Raw genomic sequence first — 24,409 nt, 5'->3', positions numbered from 1 at the left:
CTTACCAATTTTGTGAGCCACTCTCTGTTTCTGTTTTCTCATGTCATCTTTACTTCGTTTGGAATTATTTTTTTGTGGTTTTGATTTTCGATTTCTTCCACCACAACCGTTTGATTATTGGTTTGATTGTTAGTACCAGTCATCACCCATGAGGTAATGATAATTAGCACTAAACCACAGATAAACCATATTATATATTTTTGGAGGTAAGGGCGATCGCCCCTAAAATTTTTTTTATGACCCTTAGCATTAGAATTAGTATCTCTTAGGGCGGTAGGAATTTCGTCCATAAACCTAATAACCTTTGATTTTCTTACCTATTGTATCCACAATTGAAGTGATCTTGATTAAGTCTTGATCAAAAAATGTCTAAGCGCCAAGTCTCTATTCGGTACGGGAAAAAGCTAGACAAACCAATAATTATGATGCTATAAATAAGAACATGATTTGGGTCTTAGAGATTATTAAAACTCTAGGTAGGCAGACCAGAGCTTAATGCCCAAACATAAGTAAAAGGAACAACATCCCCAGACAATCCCCAAATAGTGGTAAACATACTGTGAAGGCAAAGGCGTCAAGAAACATCAGCCATATAAGATAATCAAACAATATTGCAACAAAAATCAACTATGAACAAAAAATACAATGTATATGGCATGGGTAACGCCTTAGTAGATATGGAATTTGAAGTTACCCCCGCATTACTGAGCCAACTAAAAATCGATAAAGGTGTAATGACCTTAATGGATGAGGCACAACAAAAGCATATCATAGAACAACTTCCTCCCCCTTGCAAACAAGCCTGTGGAGGTTCAGCGGCTAACACCCTCGTGGCCATCAGTCAGTTAGGGGGCAAAGGATTTTATAGCTGTAAGGTAGCCCATGATGATAGTGGAGCTTTTTATCTCCAAGATTTAATTAACTGTGGTTTAGATACTAATCTTCGTCAAAATAATCGTCCCGAAGGCATTACAGGCAAATGTTTAGTCTTAGTAACCCCCGATGCCGATCGCACCATGAACACATTTTTAGGCATCACAGGAAATTTAAGCACCGCAGAATTAAACCCAGAAGCCATCAAAGATTCCCAATATCTCTACATAGAAGGATACCTAGTATCATCCCCCATCGCCCTAGAAAGTGCCATCGAAGCCAAAAAAATTGCTCAACAAGCAGGGGTTAAAGTATCTTTTTCTTTATCTGATGCCAATATGGTTAATTTCTTCCGTGAAGGGGTAGAAAAAATTATTGGGGATGGAGTAGATTTACTCTTTGCCAACCAAGATGAAGCCCTCAAAATGGCTAATACCGATGATTTAACCATAGCCGTTGACTATTTTAAAACCCTTGCCAAAACCTTTGCCATTACCCTCGGCAAAAAAGGCTCATTAATCTTTGATGGGGAAAAACTGATGGAAATTCCTCCCTATCCCGTCACCGCTGTAGATACCGTGGGCGCAGGGGATATGTATGCAGGATGTCTCCTCTATGGCATTACTAACGGTTTAGACTGGTATTCTTCTGGGAAACTTGCTTCCCTCGCCTCCGCAAAATTAGTCACTAGCTTTGGCCCTAGATTACTCAAGGAGGAGTTACAAGAGATTTTAGAGGATTTACAGCTATAGTTTTTGGTCAAAAACAAAAGATTACCTAATATGGTTAGGTTTCAGGCTTCTGGTTGCAGGTATTAAGCGCATAGAGAGTATGGGTTATGAGGGGTATGGGGAGTAAGGATAATAACTGTGGCGTTGGTGAATTAAGGTATGATTTTTAGTTTAGTTTGGCAATAGGGAATGGTCAATAGTAATAATAGTTTTAATACTATACATTTACTGTCATTTAATAATGTTTCATCCTCAAAATCAGCAATGCCATAACTGTAGTTTAGACTAAATCTGTAAAACAAAATATACCTTAGTTCAATTTATTGAACGATAAACTGTTAGCCTTGTAATTCATTGCAAGGCGAGTGATGATCTATTTTCTAAATCGGATTGGGTATAATTCATTACACGGTGGGGCAACTGAGAAGATACAATCTATTTACAAGGAATTATCCGAACTCCATATAACTAGCCATTAAACAATAGTTGTATTATGAGATAATTTGAGGTGAGGAATAACACAGGTAAGACAATTATTGATTATGACTAAAGAAGTAAATTGTAAGGTTGAGTGTGTCAACGGTTGTATTTTAGGGGATGAATGCCCCAATAAAGAATATGCCAAAGAAGCAAAAAAGTTCTTAGATGATACCTCTTTGGATAAAATGCTAGAAATGGCAGAGGCTGCTCGGCTGAAAAAGTTGACTCAGCCCCCAAAATGGGTTATTCCTGATGAAATTTAATAATATTTTGCCCTATTTTCCCAAATTCAGGAATATAGGGTTTTTGAGGAAGTGGCATATCAGCATCGGAATCCCAAAAAAATTGGTTTAGGTTGCCACCCAGAGTAAGGTTTGCCCATATTCCACGGGTTCACCATTTTCTACGGCTATTTCCATCACTTGGCCAGTGATTTCCGATTCAATTTCGTTCATTAATTTCATGGCTTCGATGATACATACCACACTACCCACACTGATTTTATCTCCTTCTTCCACGAAGGGTGATTCCCCCGGTGCTGATGCTCGATAAAATGTTCCTACCATGGGAGAGGTTATTTCTTTCCAATTATCTCTTTTTTTGTTGTTTTCCTCTGCTGGTTTTTCTATATTCTGAGAAGGTGCGATCGCCTCAGGAGTATTATTCTCCACTGTCGGGGTGACAGCCACAGGGGGGGGGCTAATGGTATAGTTGGGGGTTGCCACCTCAGGTTTACTTTTATTAACCGTTAACTCGAAGTCTCCTTCTTTGATAGTTAATTCGGTAATGTCTGTAGTGGCGATCGCCTCTATAAATTCTTGTAATTGCTTAAAATCTATTGGCACTGTTAAAATTTATGATCTAAAGGGTTTATGTTAACAAAGTCAAGGTTTAATCTTAGCTTAGTTTTCTCTACCTAAATAAGTATCGGTACGGGTATCAATCTTAATTTTCTCACCGATGGAGACAAATAAAGGCACCATAATTTGAGCCCCTGTTTCCACGATGGCAGGTTTTGTACCTCCCGTCGCAGTATCTCCCTTCACACCCGGATCGGTTTCTGTCACTTCCAATACCACAGAAGTAGGTAACTCCACATCTAAAACAGTAGTATTCCAATAAAGGATATTAACTTCCATTTCTTCCTTGAGGTATTTGGAGCGATCGCCAATTTGCTCTTCCGATAATCTCGCCTCCTCAAAGGTTTCCATATCCATAAACACATATTGATCCCCATCCTTATAGGTATGTTGCATGGTACGTTTTTCAAGGTTTGCTTGGGGTACGGTTTCCCCAGCCCTGAACGTTTTTTCCATGGTATTACCCGTCTGAGCATTTTTTAACTTAGTACGCACAAAAGCTGCTCCCTTACCGGGTTTCACATGGAGAAACTCAACAACCTTCCAAACACTGCCATCTAACTCGATGCTAACACCCGTGCGAAAATCATTACTAGAAATCATACAATTTATTAAAAACTAATCAATATCTTGACAATGGCGATAAAAAACACCTAAACTATATTCCCTCAAAATGGAACAATTGACAACGCTACAAACCAATTGATAATAGATAATTGATAGTTGATAATGAAATTTTAATCACCAATAACCAGTAGTCGAATTTCAAAAAAAGACCTAGTAACGCCCTGTTATCCAAGATGGTTAACAAGCATGGGATACGAACTTACAAAGCGGGTGGGGGGAATCGAACCCCCATCATTAGCTTGGAAGGCTAAGGTTTTACCACTAAACTACACCCGCAAGGGCTTTGCTGATTAACTATTATAGCTAAACCTTTTTTCTTTTGCAAGGTAACCTTAAACTTTTCCCACAACTTTTTACTATGATTTGAGTTCGGGATAACATTTTGGGGGTCGGCAGGGAATGGGCAATAGTAATAGTATTTTTAATAATCAATGGTTTTCGTCATCAAAATATATTTCACACCATAATTAACCAACATCACATCTTTAACCTACACTCCAAAACTTGTGCTAATCACAATGCATTATCCCGAATTGAGGTTACTATAATTGAACCAACGCCATAAATTAGTCGTCAAAATATCACAATCTTTTTATTATTCCCCTCACAAACATAAATCACCATCAATCATCCATTCTTAAACAACCGATAACTAACCCCTTTCAATATCCATCGACCGTCCAAATGATTACCCCATGACTGCTCACAACCCTTACCAATTAAAACTTAACATAAAATTTTAACCCAACAACACCGACTGATCATTTTTTTCATTCATCATGACACTAAAATACTTACTTCCCCTAATCTTAATCACATTAACAGCCTGTGACCAAAAACAGGATCAAAACCCCGCTCCATTATCGAGTAATAATACCCCCTCCCTTTCAACCAATACCCTTAACCCAGAACCAATTATCATTGATGTAGAAGAATTACCAGAGCCTTTTGCCACCGAAAGCGCCTCCTCCCCCCCAAGAATCTTACCCATTCCATCACAACGAATTTTTAATCTACCAGAAGGATTCACTGTAAACGTTTACGCCGATGGTTTAAATAATCCCCGCTGGTTGCGTTTGACTCCAGAAGGAGATGTCTTAGTAACAGAAACTAGAGACAACCGCATTACCCGCTTACAAGATACCAATAATGATGGAGTAGCCGACCAAAAATCAATATTTGCCGATGCCGATAATGGTTTAGATATTCCCTTTGGTATGGCATTTACCGAAAATTATTTTTTCCTCGGAAATCATAATGGAGTTAGGCGATATGCTTATACTTCAGGACAAAATCAATTAGAAGGAGAAGGGCAATTAATTGCCACCCTACCAGGGGGAGGCTATAACCAACATTGGACAAGAAATGTGGTCGTTTCCCCCACAGAGGATAAATTATATATATCCATTGGCTCTCGCTCTAATAATGACGTAGAGGAGTTGCCAAGGGCCTCCATTCAAACCATGGATTTTAATGGTGATAATCAACAAACCTTTGCCTTTGGTTTACGTAATCCTGTCGGCTTAGATTTTCATCCTATTACTAATCAGTTATTTACCACCGTTAACGAAAGGGATGGTTTAGGAGATAATTTAGTTCCCGATTACTTTACCAGTGTGCAGGAAGGAGGTTTTTATGGTTGGCCTTATAGCTATTTTACCCCCCAATTATTAGATCCTCGCCATACCAATAGTAACGGAGAAAGTGTTAACCCTGAGTTGGTCAATCGCACGATCATGCCTGAAGTCTTGATAGAGTCTCATTCTGCGGCCTTGGGAATGCAATTTTATGATGGAGATACCTTCCCAGAAAAATATCATAATGGAGCTTTTGTGGCCTTCAGAGGTTCTTGGAATCGTAATCAGGGAACGGGTTATAAATTAGCTTTTATCCCTTTTGATGACAATAATCAACCTAAGGGTTATTATGAGGATTTTTTGACAGGTTTTTTGACTGATGCTTCTATTCCTTCTACGTGGGGGCGCCCCGTGGGAGTTTTAGTTTTAAACGATGGTAGTTTACTATTTACAGAAGAAGCCAATGGGGTGATTTACCGAGTACAGTATGTGGGAGATTAACAATCTTAAATTATTAGTCAAAACCTAACCATAAAGCGCCTCGATAAAAAATAAAAGCCATTCCCCAAGCATAAATAAGGGAAAAAACAAGGGAAAATATAGTAAATCCCCATGACTTTGACTCAGCCTTCACCGTGGCAACGGTAGTCAGACAAGGAGTATAGAGCAAACAAAAAACACAGAAACTGATGGCACTACTAGGGGCGATGGTTAAAGCAAATTGAGCGGTTAATGCTGATGTACCCATACCGTAAATGGTGGCAAAAGAGCCGACGACAATTTCTTTGGCAATAAAGCCAAAAATCAAAGATAAAGTCAAAAAAGGATTGATGCCAATGGGTTCCATTATTGGTGATAGAAATACCCCTAATTGTCCGCCCCAAGTGTCTAAACCTGTGGCATTTTCAGGGAAATAAGTTAAAAACCATACTGCCACACAACCGATAATGATAAAGTTTGTGGCACGGCGTAAAAATTCTTTCACCTCACCCCATCCCCTCAATAGAACTTGTTTGGCAGTGGGTAATCTGTAGGGTGGTAATTCAATGACAAAAGGTTCTTTACTTTTAAATTGTTCAGTTTTACTAAACACAAAAGCGACTAAAAAACTGGCGACAAAACTTAGAATATAAAGAAAAAATAGAACTAAAGGCCCTAAATTAATCGGGAAAATTGCCCCAATTATGAAGACAAAAACTGCTAATCTTGCAGAACACAAAGCAAAAGGAATAATTAACATGGATAACATTCGCATAGGGCGAGAGCGAATAATTCTTGTACCCATCAAAGCGGGAACGTTACAACCAAATCCCATCATTTGCATTACAAATGCTCTACCATCAAGCCCCATTTTTGCCATGAAAGCATCCATCAAATAGGCAGAGCGTGATAAATAACCACTATCTTCCACGGCGGCCATCACAAAAAAGAAAACCACAATCAGAGGCACAAAAGATGCTACCGTTGCCACCCCTAGCCATACTCCATTGAGCAGAAAACTTTGAATTATATCGGGGAATGGGTTAATAACAGGCTCGATAATTTGTTCACTCATCCAAGTAGTCGCCATATCAATAACATCTTGGGATGGTAAGCCTATATACCAAATCAGGAAGAATACCCCCAACATAGAAGCGAAAAAGATGGGAATGCCAAAGATAGGATGGAGCAGAACATTATCTAATTTTTCAGTAAAGGTTGTTACCTGGTGCGATCGCACTGTAACGGCTTCTAAAAAAATCTCTTTTTTTTCTTGATTATCAATGGGATTATCTTTTAAAAAATCATTGATATTTTCTAATTTAAAAGAGTCTTTTTGTGCCGAAATATTACTTTTTATTTTATCTAAAACTTCAGTAATACCTTTATTATATTTAGCACTAACTAAAAATATGGGAAGCCCTAATTTTTGTGCCAGTTTTTCTTGATCAATATCAATACCATATCGCTTTGCCTCATCTGCCATGTTCAAAATCACCATACAGGGCAAACCAAGGGCTTTGAGTTGTAATACTAAATTTAATTGTCTATCTATCTGAGAAGCATTAACAATTATCAAAACTAAATCCATGGCAAAATCCGTTAAAAACCGTTGCACAATGGACTCATCCTCCGAAAAACCCTCTAGGTCATAAATTCCAGGTAAGTCAACAATTTCCACGGTTTGCCCTTGAATATCTATCTCTGCTTGTAATAAATCAACAGTAATTCCCGGCCAGTTTCCCACATAGGCATTCATCCCCGTGAGAGTGTTAAAAAAAGTTGATTTACCCGTGTTGGGTTGCCCCATGAGAATAATTCTTTTTTGGGCATTTCCAGAAACGGTTTTTATGGCCGAGTGACAGGTTTGCATAGGTTTTTTGCTCTAGGGTTTAAATATTAAAATTTAATGTTCCCCGTTGGGGTATCAGGTTAATTTGACCATAATTAAATCAGCTTCTATCCTTCGGATAGCGATAATAGTAGTTATTCCGACTTGTACTTGTAATGGCCCACCTAGCCAAAATTTGCGTAATACTTTCACCGAAGTTCCTGCCACTAAACCCATGGCTTGAAGTCGATTGATCAATAATTTACCATGGTTTCCCATCACTATATGATCAACGATCGCCCTTTGCTGGTAATTTAGAGAGGATAAAGGAACAAGATTCATAATAGGGAATAAAATCAAAAAAGAGAGATGGAAAACCATCCCTCTATATTATTCTACAAATTAATTAAACTTGCTCTACCATTTCTTATAAGGTAAGAACTTACCACACATAATCACCTGGACGCGATCGCCCTTAGGATCTTCAACCTTTTCCACATCAAGGGTAAAATCGATCGCACTCATGATACCATCCCCAAACTTTTCATGGATTACCTCCTTCATAGGCATTCCATACACCTGCATGATTTCGTAAAAACGATAAATCAAAGGATCAGAAGGAACAACAGGATCTAAAGAACCCTTGAGAGGAGGCACAGTCAACTCATCAGCCAACTCCGCAGGTAAACCCAAAGCCTCCACCAACTTTTTAGCTTCAGCTTCATCCGCACTCGCCTGACGATAAATTACCGACGCAATCCAAACCTCATCCCTTCCTAAAAGTTTTTCCAACTCAGTAAAACTAACGCCTTTTGCCTTCTTAGCCGCCAATAATTTTTCAGTAATAGGTGCAGTCATTTAAAATTCTCCTTATTTGTTGATTTGTAAATAAATTGTTTCATTGATACTCCCCTCGCCCTCTGGGAGAGGGGGTGGGGTGAGGGAAATCTAACCCCTTTCCCAAAGGAACTTACGATTCGATGGCGCAATGGCAAGATCATTAATACTTGCAAATCGATATTGCATCAAACCATTTTCCGCAAATTCCCACATCTCATTACCATAGGCACGATACCACTGATTAGATTGATCATGCCACTCATACTCAAACCGCACCGCAATGCGATCGCCCGTAAAAGCCCATAGCTCCTTACGCAAACGATAATCCAACTCCTTCGCCCATTTACGGTACAAAAAAGCCTTAATCTGCTCCCTACCAGACAAAAACTCATCACGATTACGCCATTGAGAATCAACAGTGTAAGCCAAGACAACCTTTTCAGGATCTCTGCTATTCCAAGCATCCTCAGCCATCTTGACCTTTTGAGTCGCCGTTTCTAGGGTAAAAGGAGGAAAAGGGGGTTTAGATTCAGTTACCATAATGACCTTTTATAAATAACCTCCCTAAGCGGCCCTAGCTTCTTCGACAGCACGAGTTTCTCGGTATAAATGTTCTTCCATCGCCACCTTCAAATCATGATAAGCAGGATGATCCTCCACCTCAAAACGATTACGAGGACGGGGAAAAGGCACATCCAACACCTGAGCAATTCCGGCGGCCGGGCCCTTGGTCATCATAATAATTTTGTCAGATAGTAACAAAGCCTCATCAATACTGTGAGTAATCATGATTACAGTTTTGCGATGTTCTTCCCAAATTCGCTCAATTTCCTCCTGCAAAAAACCACGGGTTAGAGCATCTAACGCCCCAAAAGGCTCATCCATGAGCAAAATATCAGGATTAATCGCCAAAGCTCTGGCTATGCCTACCCTTTGCCTCATACCCCCCGACAACTCATGGGGATGTTTCCTCGCCGCCCCCTCTAGGTTCACCATTTGCAAATGTTCCTTAACAATTCTTTTTAACTGAGTAGGAGACATTTTGGGATAAACCGTCTCGAGGGCAAAGCGGATATTTTCCTCCACCGTCATCCAAGGCATCAGGGCATAATTTTGGAACACCATACCACGATCAGGCCCTGGTCCTGTAATCGGTTCTTTATTCATCATCACTGAACCTGTGGTTGCCGAGGTTAAACCAGCGATGATACTTAATAAAGTAGATTTACCACAACCCGAAGGGCCAATAATACTGACAAAATTATTGTATTCAATGTTCAAATTGATATTTTCGAGGGCGACAAAGGTTTTTTTCTTAGTGCCAAATAATCCTGTTTTGGTAGAGAATACCTTAGATACTCCCCTCAAGCATACTTGCACAGTATCAGGAGCTTCAAGACAAGTTAAATATTCTGGTTGAGTTGATGTAGTCATTATTTTTTACCGAAAGAAACGAGTTTTTCAAGGAAAATGAAAATTTGGTCAAGGATTAAACCCACCAAACCGATGATGATGATGGCGACAATAATATTAGGTAAATAGAGGTTATTCCATTCACTCCAGATAAAGTAACCTAACCCAGTACCCAAAAGCATTTCCGCCGCCACAATTACCAGCCAAGAAATACCCATACTGATTCTTAATCCCGAAATAATATTAGGTAGCGCCGCAGGAATAATTACTTTAAAAATAGTCCGCCAACGGGAAGCCCCCAAAGTTCTCGCCACATCAAGATAATCGGAGTTAACATTACTCACCCCAAAAGCTGTATTGACAAGGGTAGGCCAAATACTACTGATTAAGATAATAAAAATACCTGTTTTTTCGGAATCTCGGAATAAATATAAACCCAAAGGCAACCAAGCCAAAGGAGATACGGGTTTTAGTAACTGTACATAGGGATTGAATGCCTTAGCGGCAATTTTGGAAATACCGATTAAAATGCCTAAGGGTACAGCAACCACAGAAGCCATGATATAACCGATCGCCACGCGCCGTAAACTAATCAACAAATTCCAACCAATACCCATATCATTAGGGCCATTGTTGAAAAAAGGATTAGTAATCCACCACCATAACTCCTTGAGAGTCAGAGAAGCAGTAGGCATTCCTTGGGAAAAAAGTTCCAGATTTGCCCCGATTTCCCACAATGAGAGGAAAATTCCGAGGGAAAGAAGGAATATCCCCAGCGCCCTTATATTTTCACTTTCTAATAACTGTTTAAATTTATTTTCTTGAGTAATATTCATATTTACTGCAATTAGTGTTCTATTTATTGCTAAAACTAGAGGAAAAATGTGAATTAGGTTTGTTCCCTAAATCCCCCAATAATGAGGGAATTATAAGTAACTATTTATTTTCCCCTTATAAAGGGGAACTAAGGGGGATCAGCTCTACTCTAAAACCATTGCCCATTGCCTATTGCCCTTTTTAAAATCCAAACTCATCAATCTGAGCCTGAATATAGGCCTCAGGATTTTGAGGGTCAAATTCATCAAAAGCAAGGGTTTCCGTGCGATAAATATCATCAGGGGGAGTTTGTCCCAATTCTTCCGCTAATTCCCTCGCCAAATCTGTTAAAAAGACATCCTGCCCAATTTCGTTATAACCACGCTCGGCCACTAATTGAGCCCCTAAACCATCTCCAGAAATATCCCAACGAACTAACTGAGAAGTAATCCAGTTAGCAAAACTTTGCCAAGGATAGGGATCGAAGTCGATGCGATCGGGTATATTAAAACTATTACCCAAACCATCCTCAAAATTACCCGTTAAAACTGCCTGAACCACTTCCACAGGCTGATTTAAGAACGCCCTACCAGAAATAGCCTCGGCAATTTCCACTCGATTTTCTTGTACCCTAGCGTAATCCGTTGCCTCAATAATCGCCTTATTCAAAGCTCGGAAAGTATTAGGATTTTCATCAATCCAAGTATTACTAGCCGCAAAAGCACAACAGGGATGACCATCCCAAATATCTTTGGTAAGTTTATGGATAAACCCTACTCCTTCAAATACAGCCCTCTGGTTAAAAGGATCAGGCATTAAGAAACCATCAATATCCCCAGCCACTAACTGTGCAATACTATCTGGAGGCGGTACAGGGCGAATAGTAACATCAGTATCAGGGTTAATGCCCCCTGTGGCAAGGTAATATCTAAGTAGTAAATTGTGCATGGAGTAGGGGAAAGGTACACCCAAAACAAAGCCCCTAAAATCCTCTGGCCCGTTCACATTACCCCTATGTCTCTCGGCCACTGTAATAGCTTGACCGTTGATATTTTCAATACTAGCTAATTTCACTCCAAAGGTTGCCGAACCCAATCCCAAAGTCATGGCAATGGGCATGGGAGCTAACATATGATAAGCGTCTAGTTCCCCTGCGATGGCAGAATCCCTCACAGCGCCCCAACTCGGCATTTTTACCACCTGAGTATTTAGACCATATTTTTGATAGAAGCCTAAAGGCTCAGACATAATAATGGGGGTAGCACAGGTAATAGGAATAAAACCCACCCGTAAATCAGTTTTTTCCAAACCAGATACATCCGCAGGAGGCGCATCAGGATCAACTACCGTATCCCCGCCACCATTCCCACAAGCATTTACAAGGGTTACAAGGGCCGCACCGATCGCCACGTTTTGCAAGAATTTACGACGACTTACTTCTCCATTACGGATGGCATCCCCAAAAAACTGCCCTGCTTTAGGGCCAAAAGCCGCAGCAAAGGCATTGTCTAAACCCCCTGCTTGTTTTGCCAATTCTAAGATCAACTTTTCACGTTTGGGATTACCTTTTCCCGCCATTTTTAAAAATAACTCTTTCCTTAGTTCGGCCGAACTTAGAGCATCGGCAATGTCAAAGGTTTGAGGTTTATATACCCCCATTTTGGTCAAATCACTAATCATGTCCAAAGGATCACTGGGCATACTTTCCATAAACTGCCAATGATCTTGACTAGGATGAAATTTTCCACATTTGATACAAAGATTTTCGACCCCTTTCCATTCATCTCGCTGAGATAAAACCGTCTTTGTTAATCCCATGACTTTATATATATGAATATGTGAACTGAATATGTGCATTAAACGGTTTTTTTTTGATGGTCACTGTATCCCTTGATACCGTAGGGGTTCATTTTTTTGGATAGATTGCATTTTTAGCATAATAAATAAGTAATATAAGAAAATATAAATGTATTACTTTTTTGTTGGGAAATCGGTCAAAAATTGTGGAGGAGGAGAGGTCATCACATTGTTACAATGTAAGAGTATTTGTCTTTTTCCATATATTTAAATGACCACCGAAAAACTGTCTTTTATTCGTCCTGATTTATTAACCCTAAATGCTTATCACCCTACCCCCATTGATGAAAGTCAAAGTTTAGTCAGGTTGGATGCCAATGAAAGTCCTTTCAATTTACCTGATGATGTTCGGGCAAAATTAGCGTCAATATACGAGGAAAAGGTTACTACTAATCGTTATCCTGATGGGGGACATTTTCAACTTAAAAGGTTGATTACTGAATATGTTAATGAATCAGCGCCCTTAGGCGAGGACATTAAAACCAGTCATGTATCGGTGGGTAATGGTTCGGATGAGATTATCCGCTCTATTTTAATCGCTACTTGTCTAAATGGACAGGGTTCTATTTTGGTGGCGAATCCTACTTTTTCGATGTATGCTATTTTGGCGGAAACTTTGGGAATTCCTGTGGTGAAAGTGAATCGTCATGAGACAGATTTTAGTATCAATTTAGAAGAGGCTAACGAGGCTATTAAGAATCCTACCTCTACCCCTGTTAAGGTGGTTTTTGTGGTACATCCCAATTCACCCACTGCTAATTGTCTTACCACTGCAGAGATTGATTGGTTGAAGGGTTTACCCGATGATATTTTGGTGGTGGTGGATGAGGCTTATTATGAGTTTAGTGGACATACTTTGGTGGGGGAAATTCTTTCCCGTGATAATTGGATTATTACTCGCACTTTTTCTAAGGCTTTTCGTTTAGCAGCTCATCGGGTGGGATATGCGATCGCTCCTAGCCCCATCATTGATATATTAGAAAAAATCAGATTACCCTACAATCTCCCTACTTTTGCTCAACTCGCTGCCGAAATTGCCATGGAAAATAGAGATTTAATCTTACCTTCTGTTAAACAAATAATGACAGAAAAAGAAAGGGTTTATCAACAGTTGAAAAACAATGATAAATTAAAAGTATGGCATAGCGAATCAAATTTTATCTATTTAAGATCAAATATTGATCCCTCCACAGAAACTCATAATGAGATTATGAACCAATTAAAAGCCCAAAATATTTTAATTAGACATACAGGGGGAGGATTAAGAATTTCCATTGGTACGAAGGAAGAAAATGATCAGTTATTATCTGCAATTCAAGAAATAATTGTTTAACTCTTACCTGAACGATTAAACTTAGCCTTGAGTAGCATGGATTTAAGCTCCCTAATTTTTTTTGGTATTTTAACAAAATCTTTCTTTTAATATTTTATCCATTGATGCCAAAATGCTAAAATTTAATTTTAGTTCCAAGGTTAAATCATGAGTAAATGCTTTAATCCTGATTGTCTAATCGATAATTATCCCCAAGATGATACTTGCAAAAATTGTGGATCAAAATTATTAATTAAAAATCGTTATCGTGCCATTAGAATTATTGGGGAAGGGGGTTTTGGTAGAACATTTTATGGAATAGATGAATCTCAGGCCGTTAATTCCCAATGTGTAATAAAACAGTCTTTACCTCAGGCACAGGGTACAACCAATAGGAAAAAAGCTAAGGCACTGTTTACCCAAGAAGCGAAACAACTGGAAAAATTGGGAGCGAATGAACAAATACCCAAGTTTTTTGATTACTTTAGCCAAGATAATCGTCAGTATTTATTACAAGAATTTATTGACGGAGATAACTTAGCTCAAGAGTTAGCTTTGGAGGGAGTTTTTAAGGAAAAAAAAATTAGGAAATTATTATTAAATATTTTACCTGTTTTAAAATTTCTCCATGAAAATCAGGTCATTCACCGAGATATAAAACCAGAAAATATTATCCGTCGTCGCAGGGATAATCAATTATTTTTGGTGGATTTTGGAGCTTCTAAGGTGTTACAAAATCAAGATGTAGGGGTTACAGGTACGATAATTGGTTCGGCTCAATATTGCGCCCCTGAACAAAGTTTTGGTAAGGCTAATTATTATAGTGATTTGTATAGTCTGGGGGTAACTTGTTTATATTTAGCCACGGGGGTTGAGCCTTTTTATTTGTTTGATACTTCCGAGGGGCAATGGGTATGGCGAGATTATTTGGTGGATAATCCCATTGGTGAGGATTTGGGTAGGGTGTTAGATAAGTTGGTGGTAGGTGCTAGTAATAAGCGTTTTCAGACGGTGGATGAGGTTTTGGAGGCTTTGGGAGTGAGAGAGAGTTTGCTTTGTGAGGAGGATAAATCATCGGCAAATTCTTTTTATGAGCGAGGGAATCATTATTTGGAGGTACAAAATTATAAAAATGCTTTAGACTGTTTTGAGAATGTGATACGCATTGATTCTGGTTTTGTTTTGGCTTATCAGAGAAGGGATTTTGCTTCTATGCAGTTGGCTAAAATAAATCGTAAAAATAATTTATCTTTGAGGGTTAAAAAAATGTTGCAGGTATCTCCTTTTATCGTTTCTGGGGCGATCGCCCTTTATGCCTTATTACCAACTTCTGGGGGGGTGGTTGATTATGTCAATCCTGAGGACATTGAGTCTGTGGAAATTTCTTCTCCTGATTTACAACCGTCCCAGTATTACGAATTAGGTAACAGAGCTTATAGCCAAGGACGTTATGATGTAGCTATTATTCACTATAGTAGTGCGTTGCGTCAAGATCCTGCCTATGTGGATGCTTACAATAATCGTGGTATATCTTACAGTGCCTTAGAAGAATATGACAAGGCGATCGCCGATTATGAGCGTATTATGGAATTAGATCCTAGTTACATGAGGGCTTATTATAACCGTGGTAATGCTTATAAGGCTATAGGAGAAGAAGACAAAGCCATCGTTGATTATCTCAAGGCCATTGAACTTGATCCCACCTACACCAATGCTTACTATAATTTAGGTAATACCTATCGAGAATTAGGCGAACAAGAAAGAGCGATCGCCCTTTACGATCAAGTCATCGCCATTGATCCCGACTACATAAACGCCCACTATAATCGGAGTATTGCTAACTACGCCCTCAACAATTATCAAGAATCCATTAAAGATAATACAGAAGTGTTGCGCATCGATGACACCCATACAGGGGCTTTACTAAATCGGGGAAACTCTCATTTTGCCCTCAATAACTATCCCCAAGCCATGGCAGACTATAACAAAGCCCTAGAAATAGATCCTGATTATCAAATCGCCTACTACAATCGGGCTAACGTTCATCGAGTATTAGGACATTATCAAAGGGCGATCGTTGATTATCAAAAATCCATCCAATTAAACCCCCAACACCTAGACTCTTACAATAATATGGCCTTATCCTATGAACAAATGGGCGATATAGATCAAGCTATCAAAGAATATCAAAGGGCGATCGATCTTGATCCTAATTATCAACTTGCCATAGACAATCTTAATCGACTCCAAAGCGACAATCCTTAAACACTCGCTCTAATTGCTCATGGGCATCATAATTGATGACACCATGGGAAATAGAGACAAGATGAAATTGCGTAACAAAATCGAAGATTTAACGCAAAAAAAATGTACCCTTAAACTGTAACCAAGAAAAGGAGTATAAGATCCCATGCGATCGCCCCAAAAAATACTTATCGGATTTCTCATCACCATCCTGATAGCATTTACAGCCCAACAAACCCTAGCCCAGAACCAATCTACTACCGTAGCTCAAAACCCAGCCCAAAGCACTGGTATTCTTTTTGAAAATGTACGCATTTTTAATGGTCAATCAGAGCAACTTTCCCCCCCTTCAAACCTCCTCGTCATTGACAACAAGATTAGCGAAATCAACACCAACAGAATAACCCCCCCAGCCAACACAAACCTTACCCGAATCAACGGAAATGGTCGAACTTTAATGCCAGGACTCATCGACAACCATGTTCACATCGTCATGACATCTAGCACCCTTCCCGAACTATTATCCCCCGACATCAGTGAAGAAACCCTTTTCGCCAGAGCAGAAGTACAAGCCGAACAAATGCTCCTCAGAGGATTTACCACCATCCGAGACTTAGGCGGCCCAGTATTTCAAATCAAAAGAAAAATTGACCGAGGACAAATTCCAGGGCCTCGCATCTATCCGAGCGGAGCAATGATTTCTCAAACATCAGGTCATGGAGATTTTCGCACCCTTAACGAGCGCCCCCGTCGCTTTGGCGGTAGCATATCCCGTGGAGAAGAACTAGGCGCAACCTTTATCGCCGATGGGCGAGATGATGTCCTCACCGCCACCAGAGAAAATCTACGACAAGGGGCAACCCAAATTAAAGTCATGGCAGGGGGTGGAGTCTCCTCCCTTTACGATCCCATAGACGTAACCCAATACACCCTAGACGAAATGAAAGCCGCCGTAGAAGCGGCCACCGACTGGGGAACATATGTCACTGTCCATGCCTACACCCCCAGGGCTGTCAGGAGAGCCATTGAAGCAGGGGTAAAATGTATCGAACATGGTCAATTATTAGACGAAGACACCATGAAAATTTTAGCTCAAAAAGATGTTTGGTTAAGCGCCCAAGCCTTTGAGGAAAGAGAAACCGAAGGTTTTACCGAGGAGCAAAAGGCAAAAAGAGCTTTAGTGGTTCAAGGGGTGAGTAATGCGTTCAATTGGGCAAAACAATATAATGTTAAATTGGCATGGGGTACAGACTATTTATTTGATCCCCCCCGTAACCAAAGACAAAATCAAGATATAGTTAACCTAGAGGAATGGTTTACCCCCTTTGAAGCCCTTAAACTTGTTACCTATGATAACGCTCAATTATTGAAACTATCGGGGGAACGTAATCCTTATAAAGCAGGGGCTTTAGGGGTTATTGAACAGGATGCCTATGCGGATCTTATTTTGGTCGATGGTAATCCTTTAGAGAATCTTTCCGTCGTTGCAGATTACACCAATAATTTTAAGGTTATCGTCAAAGATGGCAAAATTTATAAAAATACTCTCAGTTAGTTTTTTTGTTCTATTCGATATGAAATTAATCCATTAGGGCGTTGGTGAATTAAGGTATGATTTCTAGTACCTTCGCAGCCTCACCGTGTAATGAATTACACGGCTAATAATTTATCGTTCAATAAATTGAACTAATATGAAATACTTAAATGTTTGCAACAAATAAAGCCTCTAAAATGACATACCAGTCGAGTTATATTTATAGCAATTTTTTTTAGATTTCATATAAGGTATATTTTGACTTACGGATTTAGTATAAATTATTATCTCTCCATACCCCTCATCACCCCATCACCCCTACTCCCCATCTCCTCAATACCTAAAACCTGTACTTTTTTTTAACACATCATAATCATTTAAAAATTCCCTGGGGACGGAATAATAACACCACAACCATAACCACCAAAGCTACCCCTAATTTATACTCCGAACCCACCAAAGGGACGCTCATTTCTTGGGCGATACCAATTATTAAACCCCCTGCGATCGCACCATAGGGATTACCAATGCCCCCCAAAATTACCGCCGCAAACATAGGCAAAATCAAAAACCATCCCATATTAGGACGTACCACCGTAATTAAACCATATAAACCACCCCCAAAGGCCGTTAATACCGCCGTCAAAACCCAAGTAAATAAAATGACCTGTTCTACATTAATCCCCGAAACCCTTGCTAAATCGATGTTATCAGCCACCGCCCTCATGCCCTTACCAATCTTGGTATTTTGCAAAATAAAATGTAAAGCGATAATAGCAACCACCGTTAAGATAATAACCACAAGGCGATAATATGCTACCCTAATCCCTCCAATGCTCAACGCCTCCACCAAAGGTAAAGCATAATTTTGATTACTTCCCCCCCAAATAAACAAAATGCCATTACGTAAAAATATTGCTAAACCAATGGATATAATAATTAAACTGGTACTACTTGCCCTCTGATTACGCATCGGCTTCCACAACAAAAACTCGCAAATCAACATTAAGCCAGTAATTGCTATCACCGCCACCACCATAGACAACCAAATATTTACCCCATTAGTGTTTACCAACCAAGTAACATAAGCCCCCGCCGTCAAAAAATCTCCGTGGGCGAAGTTAGATAACTTTAAAATGCCCATGGTGAGGGTTAAACCTACCGCCGCCAAAGCAATGATGCTTCCCACCGTTAAACCATTAAAAAGATTTTGTATCGTTTCCATTTGTTAATTAAATATAAAAAATTTATTAAAATTTATTGCATTTTGTTTCAGGTTTAAATCTTAACAGTAGAATAGACAAAAAATGACCCACTTTGACAATGACACACTATAATGGTCAGTGTGTTTAACAAAATATATTGTTTCACAAGTAAACCCTTAGTAAGTATAAAAGTTCTGTTCGCATATTGGAGAAATTAATCAAAGCCTGTGACCTATAGCAATAAAAAAAATCAAAGAGATTTACCAAAAATTAACGACAATATTCGCTTTCCTCAGGTGCGTGTTATTGACACCGATGGGGAACAATTAGGCATCCTCGACACTAGAGATGCCAATCGCATTGCGGATGAAAAAGAGTTGGACTTAGTGTTGGTTAGTGAAACCTCTGATCCCCCTGTCTGCCGAATTATGGATTATGGTAAATACAAATTTGAGCAAGAGAAAAAGGCAAGGGCGATCAAGAAAAAACAACATACTGCTGATCTCAAGGAAGTAAAAATGCGCTACAAAATTGATGAGCATGATTATCAGGTGCGCGTCAATCAAGCAAAACGTTTCCTCAAGTCCGGGGATAAGGTGAAAGCAACTATCAATTTTAGGGGTAGAGAAGCCCAACACGTTCATCTTGGACAGGAATTGTTGGAGCGTATGGCACAAGATTTGGCTGAAATGGCTGAAATTCAACAAAAGCCCAAGAAGGAAGGTCGTAATATGATTATGCTTCTTTCTCCCAAAAAATAACTTTTAAAGATTAAGAATATAGGGTGGGTTGATAAATCATTAGTTTGAGATCAACTGCCCATTTTTATTATCAATTATCCATTTTAAATTATCAATTACCTATGACTGATTGGCAAGAAATAGAGGGGGGAATCACAGCCCCTAAAGGCTTTAAAGCAGTGGGGATTACCGCAGGTCTAAAACCTTCTAAAGCCCCTGATTTGGCTCTTATATGGTCGGAAACCGAGGCGATCGCCTCGGGGGTGTTTACCACTTCTCAGGTAAGGGCTGCCTGTGTAGATTATTGTCGCCAAAACTTGCAAAAGAAAGCCAGTGCTAGGGCTATTTTATGTAATGCAGGACAGGCAAACGCCGCCACAGGGGAACAAGGATGGCAAGATGCGCTTACCTCTGCCCAAGTTTTAGGGGAAAAGTTGAACATCTCCCCCGACTCTATTCTTCTTGCTTCTACGGGGGTAATTGGACAAAGAATTAAAATGGATGCCATGGTTGGTGCCATTCCCCAATTAGTGGATCAACTCTCCGAAAATGGGGGCGCATCGGCCGCCCAAGCCATCATTACCACCGATTTAGTTACCAAGTCCATCGCCCTACAAACCACCATAGACGGTCGTCCTGTACGTATAGGGGGCATTGCCAAGGGTTCGGGGATGATTCACCCCAACATGGCAACTATGCTCAGTTTCGTTACCTGTGATGCCGCTGTGTCCACCCAATTATGGCAACAGATGCTCAAACGGGCGGCGGATAAAAGTTTTAATCAAATCACCGTGGATGGTGACACCAGCACCAATGACAGTTTAATAGCCCTTGCCAATGGGCAGTCTCGCACCCCTGCCATTACCACCATGGATAAAAATGGGCAGAAACTCGAGGCGATGTTAACGGCTGTGTGTCAACACCTGGCCAAAGCCATTGCCCGGGATGGGGAGGGGGCTACTTGTTTAATTGAAGTACAAGTAAACGGTGCGATCGATGATCCCTCTGCCAACAAAATCGCCAAAACCATTGTGGGTTCATCCCTCGTCAAATCAGCCATTTTCGGTAGAGATCCCAACTGGGGCAGAATTGCCGCCGCCGCTGGTAGGGCAGGGGTACAGTTTAATCAAGATGATTTAATCATCAAATTAGGAGACTTCCTGTTAATGGAAAGGGGACAACCCCTTGATTTTGATCGTCAAGCGGCCAGTAACTATCTCAAACAGGCATCCCAAGGGGCATATCTCAAAGAAGATACTGTTTTAATCTCTGTATCCGTGGGTGATGGTTCGGGTAGTGGCATCGCCTGGGGATGTGATCTGAGCTATGATTATGTCAAAATTAATGCTGAATATACTACTTAACCTGAGTTCGAGATAAAATTTATAGTCTTGTAAAAAAGGTGTTAGGTATCGGGTATCAGGTTCAAAAATTTAGAACAACTCTACATTAATGATCTTATTTTAACTTCCTCAATAAGCTCATAAAAACTTTTCACATTTTTAACCTGCCACCTTCTCAAAAAAATTACGTAACGTCAGTGAATAATTAATATGAAATACTTAAATGTTTACGACAAATAAAACCTCTCAAATAAAATCTCAGCCTAATTAACCTCAATTTAGGTTAAAACCCTTGACCATTCCTTGTATAGATTTATGGGTGCTGAATCCATTTATTTCCAAACATAAAAGTTCAATTTATTGAACGAAAAATCCGTAGCCTTGTAATTCATTACAAGGCGGGAAATACTGAAGTTAATTATATTTATAGCAATATTTTTTCTATTTTATATAACAAACTATGACCCACCTGTAACCTGTACGGACGTACCATGGTACGTCCTCTATAATGATAACTATGATTGATCAGACAAAACGATCGCACCTTAACTTATGCTTGTTTGGGTACACGGGTAACAACCCTGTCAATTAAACCATAGTTAACAGCTTCCTCCGCAGACATAAAGAAATCCCTTTCCGTGTCTTCCTCAATTTTTTCGAGGGGTTGTCCTGTATGATTAGCCATATAATGATTTAATTGTTTTTTCAGATATAAAATTTCTTTGGCTTGAATTTCAATATCTGTAGCTTGTCCTTGCGCACCCCCTAAAGGTTGGTGAATCATTATCCTAGAATTAGGTAAACTCATTCTTTTACCTTTTGCCCCAGCGCTTAGAAGAAAAGCACCCATACTAGCAGCCAAACCCACACAGATAGTACATACATCGGGCTGAATTTGATTCATGGTATCAAAAATACCTAAACCCGCAGAAACTGAACCACCAGGGGAATTAATATATAAATAAATGTCTTTTTCTGGATCTTCTGCTTCTAACAATAATAATTGAGCCACTAAGGAGTTAGCTAGTTCATCGGTGACTTGTTGTCCTAAAAATACGATTCTTTCTCTTAACAAACGAGAGTAAATGTCAAAGGCGCGCTCTCCTCTACCGGAGGTTTCTATTACGGTTGGTACCATGGAGTTTTCTTTTTTCTTTTTTGTGTATTCTTATATTTTCTGATTGTGACACAGATATTAGCAATGGACAATTAAAGGTAGCTGACAATTGATAATAAAAGTCTTTTTACCGACATTCCCCATCACCCCATAAATTGCTTTATCTTCTCGATAACTTGTTCGATGGTGAGGTTATCGGTGTTAATGGCAATCGCATCAGGGGCCTGTTGTAGGGGTGCTAGTTCACGGGTACTATCTAAAAAATCCCTTTGAGCAATATCGGCTTCTAATTGTTGAAGGTCAATATTTGTTTCCCCCTGTTGTGCGAGATCGTGCGATCGCCTTTTAGCCCTTGCCTTCACCGAAGCAGTGAGGAATATTTTTAAATCGGCATCAGGAAAAACATTTGTACCAATATCCCGTCCCTCAGCAATGATACCCCCCTGTTGTCCATAAATCTGTTGCAACTTAACCAATTTTTCCCGCACCGCCTTTTGAGCCGCAATCCCAGAAACATTCCTTGTCACCGCAGGGGTACGTATTTCTTTTGTGACATCCCGTTGATTTACCCTCACCGTAACAGGTAACTTTAAATCATCACTAGGATATAATTCAATGGTTGCCCCCGCCACCTCAAGGGCGATCGCCTCCGTATCCTCTAAAGAGATTTGCTTATCGATTACCAGCCATGTGATAGCACGATACATGGCCCCCGTGTCAAGGTATAACAACCCTAGCTCATGGGCTAATTTTCGGCTAATGGTGGACTTTCCAGCCCCCGCAGGACCATCAATGGCAATGATTGGTTTTTTCACTTTTAACATTAAATTATCAATTAAACGGGTAGTACCACAATAGGCGGCGATCGCCATTAATCCTTCTTCCCCAATGGTTTGCAAAGGCTGAAGACTAACAGGATCAACAATTTCCAAATATTGTACCCTGATTGTCGGCTCCTGTTCCAATACTTCCCTTGCCAAATCTATCAAAACATTAACTTGTCTCTCCCCAGCCAAAAAAGCTCCATAAGCACAATTTAAAGCCCCATATAACGCCCTTGCTTCCCTCCTTTGCTCAGGGGTTAAATATTGATTTCTCGAACTAAGGGCCAACCCCGAATCCTCTCGAATAATTGGGCAAGACTCTATTTTCACCCCGATAAACAAATCATCTACCATGCGCTTGATAATAGCCACCTGTTGAGCATCCTTCTGTCCAAAAAAAGCCACCTGAGGACGTATCAAATTCAGTAACTTAGTAACAATGGTTGCCACCCCCTGAAAGTGTCCTTTTCTATACTTCCCACATAACACCGACATCATCGACACAGGAGGAGTAACCAACGTTGTATCCTCCGTCAAAGTTTTCATGGCATCCTCTGAAGGAAGAAATAAAACATTAACCCCCAAACTATTGCAGATTTCCTCATCCTCCCTTACCTGTCGAGGATACTTCGCCAAATCTTCATTTATCCCAAACTGCAAAGGATTAACGAAAATACTCACCACCACGAAATCTGTGGATAATCTTGCCCGTTTAATCAAACTTTTATGGCCATCATGTAATGCTCCCATGGTAGGCACAAAACCAATGCTTTTTCCTTTTACTGTCTCCAAAATTGCCCGTAAATTTTCAATATTATCGACTATGTGCATGGATAAATTAACTTTATTATTACTCAGAATTGACCACCGATTTTATTGTACTTTCTAAAGGCGATCATGAAGGTACAGGTTAGGTGCGATCGGACGTAGTCTGCCACTTCGTGATCGCCCCTTAACCCACCCTATCTCAACGGTAATCACAGTTCAATTTATTGAACGATAACCCCGGATGACAATATATCTTGACTGTGCGATCGCCCCTCACCACCTCAAATAACAATTCTCCCAGTATTGGCGGATTTAGGGGGCTAACCCATCGCATCCAATCGCTGAGCGATCCACATCTTAATCACCGCCTGAATGTCAACCCCAATTCGTTGAGCCTCCATTTCCATCGCTTCAATCATCCATTGAGGAAAACTAATCTCCATAGCATCCATTTCCAAACCAGGACGCTTCAAAGAATCAAGATCAAAATACTCCAACACATCTTCCCCATTGTCAAATAATAAATCTAACTCCTCAGCTTTCATATAAACTAATCTCCTTTGTTTTTGAACGTCTTACCGAAATTATCCTCAGCCTATCACCTCGATAAGTAATTACGGCAGTCCAATGCTTATTCTTTATCTTCCCTATTACCATTGTACGAGGTTCATCCTCTGATTTGGCATTAATTTCTACTCTCCTGACATCCAACCACAGAAATTGAGCCTCTTGACACTCCCACCGACAAATCAAAGATTATGTCGGGGGATTCTAGCTTCACAGATTCGTGGCTAGACGAGTAAACTCGCTCCCGCTGCGACCATCTCCACTAGCCTTTTCTTGGACGGGCTGCCCGACCGCCACTAAATCTAAACCACGATTCCTAATTACTAAAGCAGAAGCATGATCTCGCCCTGTAATGTAACCACACTCAGGA

22 protein-coding genes, 1 tRNA gene and 1 pseudogene are annotated in these 24,409 nt (G+C 40.0%); 8 read left to right on the top strand and 16 right to left on the bottom strand.

Going from position 1 to position 24,409, the window contains the following annotated elements; all coding sequences use genetic code 11:
* Positions 1 to 38: 38 nt before the first annotated feature.
* Complete coding sequence (locus IQ215_RS13110) at positions 39 to 290, bottom strand: hypothetical protein (RefSeq protein ID WP_193801861.1); 252 nt, start codon at positions 288 to 290, stop codon at positions 39 to 41.
* A 339-nt stretch (positions 291 to 629) separates the two neighbouring features.
* Here IQ215_RS13110 and IQ215_RS13105 point away from each other — a divergent pair, with 339 nt between their 5' ends.
* Positions 630 to 1,625, top strand: a complete 996-nt coding sequence (locus IQ215_RS13105) for an adenosine kinase (RefSeq protein ID WP_193801860.1) — start codon at positions 630 to 632, stop codon at positions 1,623 to 1,625.
* 521 nt (positions 1,626 to 2,146) lie between these two features.
* The gene (locus IQ215_RS13100; protein WP_193801859.1) at positions 2,147 to 2,347 is read left to right on the top strand and encodes a hypothetical protein; all 201 of its coding nucleotides are present in this window, start codon (positions 2,147 to 2,149) and stop codon (positions 2,345 to 2,347) included.
* 87 nt (positions 2,348 to 2,434) lie between these two features.
* Here IQ215_RS13100 and accB read toward each other — a convergent pair whose 3' ends face one another.
* From accB to IQ215_RS13085, 3 genes are all read right to left on the bottom strand, one after another.
* The gene (gene accB / locus IQ215_RS13095; protein ID WP_193801858.1) at positions 2,435 to 2,929 is read right to left on the bottom strand and encodes an acetyl-CoA carboxylase biotin carboxyl carrier protein; all 495 of its coding nucleotides are present in this window, start codon (positions 2,927 to 2,929) and stop codon (positions 2,435 to 2,437) included.
* 57 nt (positions 2,930 to 2,986) lie between these two features.
* Positions 2,987 to 3,547 carry an elongation factor P gene (efp, locus tag IQ215_RS13090; protein ID WP_193801857.1) on the bottom strand — a complete coding sequence of 187 codons (561 nt, stop codon included), beginning with the start codon at positions 3,545 to 3,547 and terminating at the stop codon, positions 2,987 to 2,989.
* A gap of 229 nt (positions 3,548 to 3,776) precedes the next feature.
* Positions 3,777 to 3,847: transfer RNA gene (locus IQ215_RS13085), tRNA-Gly, on the bottom strand.
* A 503-nt stretch (positions 3,848 to 4,350) separates the two neighbouring features.
* Here IQ215_RS13085 and IQ215_RS13080 point away from each other — a divergent pair.
* Positions 4,351 to 5,649 (top strand): PQQ-dependent sugar dehydrogenase, encoded by a 1,299-nt coding sequence (locus tag IQ215_RS13080; RefSeq protein ID WP_193801856.1) that lies wholly within the window; start codon positions 4,351 to 4,353, stop codon positions 5,647 to 5,649.
* Positions 5,650 to 5,662: 13 nt separating this feature from the next.
* On the opposite strand, the gene feoB is transcribed toward IQ215_RS13080, so the two are convergent.
* The 7 genes from feoB to IQ215_RS13045 all read right to left on the bottom strand — a co-directional run bounded on the left by feoB (position 5,663) and on the right by IQ215_RS13045 (position 12,346).
* Entirely contained in the window at positions 5,663 to 7,501 is a 1,839-nt protein-coding gene (gene feoB, locus IQ215_RS13075) for a ferrous iron transport protein B (protein WP_193801855.1), read from the bottom strand.
* Between the two features lie 54 nt (positions 7,502 to 7,555).
* Positions 7,556 to 7,801, bottom strand: a complete 246-nt coding sequence (locus IQ215_RS13070; RefSeq protein ID WP_193801854.1) for a FeoA family protein — start codon at positions 7,799 to 7,801, stop codon at positions 7,556 to 7,558.
* A gap of 75 nt (positions 7,802 to 7,876) precedes the next feature.
* A complete protein-coding gene (gene cynS, locus IQ215_RS13065; protein WP_193801853.1) occupies positions 7,877 to 8,317 on the bottom strand; it encodes a cyanase in 441 nt (146 codons plus the stop codon).
* A gap of 90 nt (positions 8,318 to 8,407) precedes the next feature.
* Positions 8,408 to 8,839: a DUF1348 family protein gene (locus IQ215_RS13060; protein ID WP_193801852.1), complete on the bottom strand. Its 432-nt coding sequence runs from the start codon at positions 8,837 to 8,839 to the stop codon at positions 8,408 to 8,410.
* A 24-nt stretch (positions 8,840 to 8,863) separates the two neighbouring features.
* A complete protein-coding gene (locus tag IQ215_RS13055) occupies positions 8,864 to 9,733 on the bottom strand; it encodes an ABC transporter ATP-binding protein (RefSeq protein WP_193801851.1) in 870 nt (289 codons plus the stop codon).
* The gene (ntrB, locus tag IQ215_RS13050; RefSeq protein WP_193801850.1) at positions 9,733 to 10,548 is read right to left on the bottom strand and encodes a nitrate ABC transporter permease; all 816 of its coding nucleotides are present in this window, start codon (positions 10,546 to 10,548) and stop codon (positions 9,733 to 9,735) included. The genes IQ215_RS13055 and ntrB overlap by 1 nt, the downstream gene beginning before the upstream one ends.
* Before the next feature lie 181 nt (positions 10,549 to 10,729).
* Positions 10,730 to 12,346, bottom strand: coding sequence for a CmpA/NrtA family ABC transporter substrate-binding protein (locus tag IQ215_RS13045; RefSeq protein ID WP_193801849.1), 1,617 nt, complete (start codon positions 12,344 to 12,346; stop codon positions 10,730 to 10,732).
* 250 nt (positions 12,347 to 12,596) lie between these two features.
* Here IQ215_RS13045 and IQ215_RS13040 point away from each other — a divergent pair, with 250 nt between their 5' ends.
* The 3 genes from IQ215_RS13040 to IQ215_RS13030 all read left to right on the top strand — a co-directional run bounded on the left by IQ215_RS13040 (position 12,597) and on the right by IQ215_RS13030 (position 17,496).
* Positions 12,597 to 13,718, top strand: coding sequence for a histidinol-phosphate transaminase (locus tag IQ215_RS13040; RefSeq protein ID WP_193801848.1), 1,122 nt, complete (start codon positions 12,597 to 12,599; stop codon positions 13,716 to 13,718).
* A 147-nt stretch (positions 13,719 to 13,865) separates the two neighbouring features.
* Positions 13,866 to 15,962 (top strand): serine/threonine-protein kinase, encoded by a 2,097-nt coding sequence (locus tag IQ215_RS13035; RefSeq protein ID WP_193801847.1) that lies wholly within the window; start codon positions 13,866 to 13,868, stop codon positions 15,960 to 15,962.
* Positions 15,963 to 16,107: 145 nt separating this feature from the next.
* Positions 16,108 to 17,496: a metal-dependent hydrolase family protein gene (locus tag IQ215_RS13030; protein ID WP_193801846.1), complete on the top strand. Its 1,389-nt coding sequence runs from the start codon at positions 16,108 to 16,110 to the stop codon at positions 17,494 to 17,496.
* 352 nt (positions 17,497 to 17,848) lie between these two features.
* Here the strand turns inward: IQ215_RS13030 and IQ215_RS13025 are convergent, their stop codons facing one another.
* Positions 17,849 to 18,700 (bottom strand): branched-chain amino acid ABC transporter permease, encoded by an 852-nt coding sequence (locus tag IQ215_RS13025; RefSeq protein ID WP_193801845.1) that lies wholly within the window; start codon positions 18,698 to 18,700, stop codon positions 17,849 to 17,851.
* Between the two features lie 207 nt (positions 18,701 to 18,907).
* On the opposite strand from IQ215_RS13025, the gene infC reads away from it, so the two are divergent.
* Both infC and argJ read left to right on the top strand, forming a co-directional pair.
* On the top strand, positions 18,908 to 19,441 hold the full coding sequence (gene infC, locus IQ215_RS13020; RefSeq protein WP_015223897.1) for a translation initiation factor IF-3: 534 nt from the start codon (positions 18,908 to 18,910) through the stop codon (positions 19,439 to 19,441).
* 101 nt (positions 19,442 to 19,542) lie between these two features.
* Positions 19,543 to 20,784, top strand: coding sequence for a bifunctional ornithine acetyltransferase/N-acetylglutamate synthase (gene argJ / locus IQ215_RS13015; RefSeq protein WP_193801844.1), 1,242 nt, complete (start codon positions 19,543 to 19,545; stop codon positions 20,782 to 20,784).
* Between the two features lie 529 nt (positions 20,785 to 21,313).
* Here the strand turns inward: argJ and clpP are convergent.
* The 4 genes and pseudogenes from clpP to IQ215_RS12995 all read right to left on the bottom strand — a co-directional run.
* A pseudogene (gene clpP, locus IQ215_RS13010) lies at positions 21,314 to 21,910 on the bottom strand (ATP-dependent Clp endopeptidase proteolytic subunit ClpP); the annotation flags it as partial.
* A gap of 113 nt (positions 21,911 to 22,023) precedes the next feature.
* Positions 22,024 to 23,535 carry a bifunctional pantoate--beta-alanine ligase/(d)CMP kinase gene (locus IQ215_RS13005; protein WP_193801842.1) on the bottom strand — a complete coding sequence of 504 codons (1,512 nt, stop codon included), beginning with the start codon at positions 23,533 to 23,535 and terminating at the stop codon, positions 22,024 to 22,026.
* A 257-nt stretch (positions 23,536 to 23,792) separates the two neighbouring features.
* Positions 23,793 to 24,017: a type II toxin-antitoxin system BrnA family antitoxin gene (gene brnA, locus IQ215_RS13000; RefSeq protein WP_193801841.1), complete on the bottom strand. Its 225-nt coding sequence runs from the start codon at positions 24,015 to 24,017 to the stop codon at positions 23,793 to 23,795.
* Positions 24,007 to 24,225: a BrnT family toxin gene (locus IQ215_RS12995; RefSeq protein ID WP_193801840.1), complete on the bottom strand. Its 219-nt coding sequence runs from the start codon at positions 24,223 to 24,225 to the stop codon at positions 24,007 to 24,009. Before IQ215_RS12995 ends, brnA begins: the two co-directional genes overlap by 11 nt.
* Between the last annotated feature and the right edge of the window lie 184 nt (positions 24,226 to 24,409).

It is taken from the genome of Cyanobacterium stanieri LEGE 03274 (genome assembly GCF_015207825.1).
Taxonomy (GTDB): Bacteria; Cyanobacteriota; Cyanobacteriia; order Cyanobacteriales; family Cyanobacteriaceae; genus Cyanobacterium; species Cyanobacterium stanieri_B.
The sequence above is the reverse complement of the archived record's forward strand: the minus strand, read 5'-3'. Positions and strand labels throughout refer to the sequence as shown.